Origin of the sequence: Roseomonas rosulenta (assembly GCF_016106005.1) — a bacterium.
Classification (GTDB): Bacteria; Pseudomonadota; Alphaproteobacteria; order Acetobacterales; family Acetobacteraceae; genus Neoroseomonas; species Neoroseomonas rosulenta.
Map to the genome: position 1 here is coordinate 1 of NZ_JACADR010000293.1, position 5,308 is coordinate 5,308.

Below are 5,308 nucleotides of genomic sequence, written 5' to 3' on the forward strand. Positions count from 1 at the left end.
ACCGGCACCGGCACCTCGGGCGCCAGGCGCTGCGCGAGGCCCGCTAGCCCCGCGCCGCCCAACACCACCACGCCCGCGCCGTCGCGCGCCGCCGCCGCCGCCGCCTCGGCCAGGATGGCCAGCGCGCCCTCGGGGTCACGGGCGATCATGTCGCCGGTCGGCGCCACGCCGTGCACCAGTACCCGGTCCGGGCCATGGCCGCGGACCAGCGCGAATTCCTGCAGCATGGGCACCCAGGCCGCGCCGCCGGTCAGCAGGGCGATGCGCGGGGCGATGCGCAGCGCCGCCGCGATCGACGCCTCGGCCAGGCCATGCGCCGGGATGGGCAGGATCTCGCGCGCCGCGTCGATGCCAGGTTCGCCGAAGCAGGCGATCAGCGCGGCGTCGAAGCCTCGCGGGTTGTCCGGTCCGACATGTTCGGCGAGCGCCGCCAGCACGGCATGCCCGGCGATGGCGACGGCGGCGCGGGTGGCGATGTAGCGCGCGCCGAAGGGGGCGGTGACCGGAACGATCTCGGCCGGCGGCAGGCCGAGCCGGGGCAGCGCCTCGGCCGCGCGGGCGGCAAGCAGGTCGGTGATAGCCGGGTCGGTGTTGCCGTTCAGCAGGAGCAGGCGCATCGCCCCGGATCAGCATGGCGGGATCGGGTGCGCAAGGCCGGGGCCGGGCCGCCTCTCCGGAGGCAGACTGCCGCGGTTGTAGGCAGCGCCCGCCCGCACGGTGCAGGATGGGGCCGGGAGCCGCATGGCATGGGCCTTGCTGCCCCTGGTCGCTCCGGCGGGTTGCCGTCCCGCCGGGACCAGGGGCGCGCGCAGGCTGGTGCCGAGCTGCTTCCTGGGGAAAACGTCACCGGAGGACATGGCCCGATGCGACTGCGACGCTTCCTGCTGACCGCCTGCCTGGCCGCGCTGCCGGCGCTGGCGGCCGCCCCCGCCGTGCAGGCGCAGGGCACCATCCGCATCGGCATGACCGCGGCCGACATCCCGCTGACCAACGGCCAGCCGGACCAGGGCTTCGAGGGCAACCGCTTCACCGGCATCCCGATCTTCGACAGCCTCACCATGTGGGACCTGTCCTCGGCCGACCGGCCTTCGGTGGTGATCCCGGGCCTCGCCACCGAATGGCGCGTGGACCCGAACGACCGCACGCGCTGGATCTTCACGCTGCGCCGTGGCGTGCGCTTCCACGACGGGTCGGAATTCAACGCCGACGCCGTGGTGTGGAACGTGCGCAAGGTGCTCGACCGCGAGGCGCCGCACTTCGACGCCCGCCAGGTCGGCGTGACCGCGACGCGCATGCCCACGCTGCGCCGCGCCGAGAAGATCGACGACTACACGGTGGCGCTGTTCACCAGCGAGCCGGACAGCCTGCTGCCGATCAACCTGACCAACCTGTTCATGGCGTCCCCCGCCCAGTGGGACCGCCACCGCGCCGCCAGCCCGAATGCCGAGGCCGCCTGGGGCGCCTTCGCGCGCGAACCCTCCGGGACCGGCCCGTTCCGGGTGACCCGCTTCGTGCCGCGCGAGCGGCTCGAGATGGCCCGGTTCGACGGCTACTGGACCGAGCGCGCGCGCGCCGAGCGCATCGTGCTGCTCCCGATCCCGGAAGCCAATGCGCGCACCGCCGCCCTTCTGTCGAACCAGGTGGACTGGATCGAAGCGCCTTCGCCCGACGCCATCCCGCAGCTGCGCGCGCGCGGCATGACCATCACGTCGAACGCGCAGCCGCATGTCTGGCCGTGGCAGCCCTGCTTCGCCGAGGGATCGCCGCTGCGCGACGTGCGGGTGCGGCGCGCGCTGAACCTCGCGATCGACCGAGAGGGGCTGCGCACGCTGCTCGGCGGCCTGATGGCGATTCCCGTGGGCACCGTGCCGCGCGGGCATCCGTGGTTCGGTAACCCGACCTTCAATATCCGCACCGACAAGGCCGAGGCGCGGCGCCTGCTGGCCGAGGCCGGCTACACACCGCAGCGCCCGCTGACGCTGCGCGTGCAGATCAGCGCATCCGGTTCGGGCCAGATGCAGCCGCTGCCGATGAACGAATTCGTGCAGCAGGAGCTGAAGGAGGTCGGCGTCAACGTCGAGTTCGACGTGATCGAGTGGAACGCGCTGTTCACCAACTGGCGCAATGGCTGCCAGCACGCCTCGGCGCGCGGGGCGCATGCCATCAACGTCTCCTTCGCGGCGATGGACCCCTTCTTCGCCATGGTGCGCTTCTGGGATTCCAAGATGGCGCCGCCGGTCTCCAACAACTGGGGCCACTTCAACGACCCGCGCTTCGATGCGATGATCACCGAGGCGCGCAATGCCTTCGACCCGGCGGAGCGCGACGCGGCGCTGGCGCGGCTGCATGCGGCCGGCGTGGACGAGGCGCTGTTCATCTGGATCGCGCATGACGTATCGCCGCGCGCGATGAGCCCGCGCATCCGCGGCTACGTCCAGCCGCAGTCGTGGTTCGTCGACCTGCGGCTGCCCTACGTGCAATAGGAGATCACGGATGGCCGCCAGCCGCCCCGGAGCGTCCAGCACCATTCCCGGCGATGGGTATGCCTGGACGGCATCTCCGATCCTTGGCGTGACCGGCGGCCTGGCCGCAGCGCTTCTCAAGGCCGATCCGGCGCTGAGGCCGGTCGTGGCGGCGCTTCGGCTCGGCCCGGGGGCGCGGATGGCGGCGCACCGCCAGCACCAGACCACTGAATCCCTCCTGGTGCTGGAGGGCGAGTTCATCAACGCCGGCGAAGCCTCCGGCCCGGGCGCATTCCTCGCGGTGCGGACCGTGGAGGGGCACGGCCCGCACGAAACCCGCGGCGGCTGCACCATACCCTTCACGCAGGCGGCGCATGTCGATCCGACCGACTTCGAGATCGTGGAGTAGCCCGTGTTCTTCTATCTGATTCGCCGCATCCTCTACGCGATCCCGATCGCGCTCGCGGTCGGCTTCGTGTGCTTCATGCTGGTGCAGATCGCCCCAGGCGACCCGATCAACGCCATCGTGCCGGCCGATGCGCCGGGCGACGTGGTGGAGCAGGTCCGGCGCGACTACGGGCTCGACAAGCCATTGCCGGTGCAGTTCGGCATCTGGCTGCTGAAGGTGGTGCAGGGGGATCTTGGCCGGTCGCTGGCAACCGGGCGGAGCGTGTGGTCGGACCTGTCGAGCGCGATCTCCAACACGCTGATGCTGGCGCTGGTCGCATCGCTGATCGGCTTCGTGCTGGGCTGCACGCTGGGCGGGCTGGCCGGGACCTTCCGCGGGTCGGTGCTGGACCGCGCGGCGGTGGGCATCGCGGTGGCAGGCGTGTCGGTGCCGCACTACTGGCTCGGCATGGTGCTGGTGGTGATCTTCTCGGTACAGCTGAACTGGCTGCCGGCGATGGGCGCGGGGCCAGGCGGGTCGTCCGACTGGGTGTGGAATTGGGAGCACATGCAGCACCTGGTTCTGCCGGCGGTGACACTCGCGGTGATCCCGATGGGCATCGTCACGCGCACGGTGCGTGGCATCATCGCCGAGATCATGAACCAGGAATTCGTCACGGCGCTGCGTGGCAAGGGCCTCACGCGCATGGGCATCTTCGTCCATGTGGTGAAGAACGCCGCGCCCAATGCGCTGGCGGTGATCGGTCTGCAGCTCGGTTACCTGATGGGCGGGTCGATCCTGGTGGAGACGGTGTTCTCCTGGCCGGGGACGGGGCTGCTGCTGAACAACGCGATCTTCCAGCGCGACCTGCCGGTGCTGCAGGGTACGATCCTGGTGCTGGCGATGTTCTTCGTGGCGCTGAACCTGGCGGTGGACCTGGTGCAGACGGCGCTCGACCCGCGGATCAAGCGGGCATGAACGTGCAAGCCTTTGCAGGCGCGCGTGTGCAGGCGCGCGTGACCGCGCGACGCACAAAGCCAGCATGAAGGGGACAAGGCGATGAACAGCGCGACAACCCCGACGGCGGCCGAGGCCGAGCTCGCCATCCAGGCGAAGCAGGCGGTGGCGAAGGGCCAGGGCTACTGGGCCGGCGTGTGGAAGCGGCTGCGGCGCGACCCGCTGACCATTGCATGCGCAGTTGTGCTGTTGGTGATGCTGCTGGCGATCGTGTTCGCGCCGCTGCTGGCGCCGCATGACCCCTACCAGGGCTCGATGATCCGCCGGCTGCGGCCGATCGGCACGCCGAACTACATCCTGGGCACGGACGAGCTCGGGCGCGACATGCTCACGCGCCTGCTCTATGGCGGGCGGCTGTCCTGGTTCATGGGCATCACGCCGGTGGTCCTGGCCTTCGTGATCGGCACGGTGCTCGGCGTGCTGGCGGGCTTCGCCGGAGGCAAGGTGAACATGGCGATCATGCGCACCACCGACGTGTTCTACGCCTTTCCCTCCGTGCTGCTGGCAGTGGCGATCTCGGGCGCGCTTGGGGCTGGCATCGTCAACGCCATCCTGGCGCTGACGCTCGTCTTCATCCCGCCCATCATCCGCGTGGCGGAGAGTGTCACGACCGGCGTGCGCAACCTCGACTTCGTGGATGCGGCGCGGGCGTCAGGCGCGTCGGCCTTCACCATCGTGCGGGTGCATGTGCTGGGTAACGTGCTCGGGCCGATCTTCGTCTATGCGACGTCGCTGATCAGCGTGTGCATGATCCTTGCCTCTGGCCTGTCCTTCCTCGGCCTCGGTACCAAGCCGCCGGAGCCCGAATGGGGGCTGATGCTGAACACGCTGCGCACGGCGATCTACGTGCAGCCGTGGGTGGCGGTGCTGCCCGGCGTGTGCATCTTCGTGACGTCGATCTGCTTCAACCTGCTGAGCGATGGGCTGCGCCAGGCGATGGATGTGAAGGGCTGATCCGGCAAGGCCGGATCAGCACCGAAGGTCCAGGAAACTGAGTTTCCTGGCGGGGGTCGAGGGGGCGGCGCCCCCTCGTTCACCTAACCACGTCGTTGCCTCACCGCGCCGCCAGCAACGCATCCCGCGCGGCCGACACGGCCTCGATCACCGCATCCGCCACCAGCGGCGCGCCGCCGGTCGCACAGTACTCGGCCAGCGTCCGGCACGTGGCGGGACCGCCGGCCTCGGCCTCCCAGGGCATGCGGTAGGGGAAGACCAGGCCGGGTAGGGGCGGCGCGCCCGGGACCCCGCGCAGGAAGCGCGCCTCGTGTCCCGGCGTGGTCCAGCGTGTCGCCACCTCCACCCCGTATGCGCCGGCCTCGGCGCAGCGGCGCAGCACGAGGCGGGTGACATCGGCGCGCCAGGGCGCCATCGAGGTCTCGGCCCCGCGCCGGCCCGTCGCCGGCGTCGGCACCGCCAGCGCCTCGGCCAGGCGCGGCCCGAG

6 protein-coding genes are annotated in these 5,308 nt (G+C 70.9%); 4 read left to right on the forward strand and 2 right to left on the reverse strand.

From position 1 onward, the window contains the following. Positions 1–617 (reverse strand): aspartate/glutamate racemase family protein (locus HW578_RS22415; protein WP_198372934.1); only part of this gene is annotated, 617 nt, incomplete at its 3' end. A 246-nt stretch (positions 618–863) separates the two neighbouring features. Here HW578_RS22415 and HW578_RS22420 point away from each other — a divergent pair. The 4 genes from HW578_RS22420 to HW578_RS22435 all read left to right on the forward strand — a co-directional run bounded on the left by HW578_RS22420 (position 864) and on the right by HW578_RS22435 (position 4,821). After that, positions 864–2,483 (forward strand): ABC transporter substrate-binding protein, encoded by a 1,620-nt coding sequence (locus HW578_RS22420; protein WP_198372935.1) that lies wholly within the window; start codon positions 864–866, stop codon positions 2,481–2,483. Between the two features lie 10 nt (positions 2,484–2,493). Further along, entirely contained in the window at positions 2,494–2,871 is a 378-nt protein-coding gene (locus HW578_RS22425; RefSeq protein ID WP_198372936.1) for a cupin domain-containing protein, read from the forward strand. 3 nt (positions 2,872–2,874) lie between these two features. After that, a complete protein-coding gene (locus HW578_RS22430) occupies positions 2,875–3,828 on the forward strand; it encodes an ABC transporter permease (protein WP_198372937.1) in 954 nt (317 codons plus the stop codon). Between the two features lie 81 nt (positions 3,829–3,909). Further along, complete coding sequence (locus HW578_RS22435) at positions 3,910–4,821, forward strand: ABC transporter permease (RefSeq protein ID WP_198372938.1); 912 nt, start codon at positions 3,910–3,912, stop codon at positions 4,819–4,821. A 100-nt stretch (positions 4,822–4,921) separates the two neighbouring features. On the opposite strand, the gene HW578_RS22440 is transcribed toward HW578_RS22435, so the two are convergent. Next, on the reverse strand, positions 4,922–5,308 hold a 387-nt coding region (locus HW578_RS22440; protein ID WP_198372939.1), incomplete at its 5' end, for a hypothetical protein.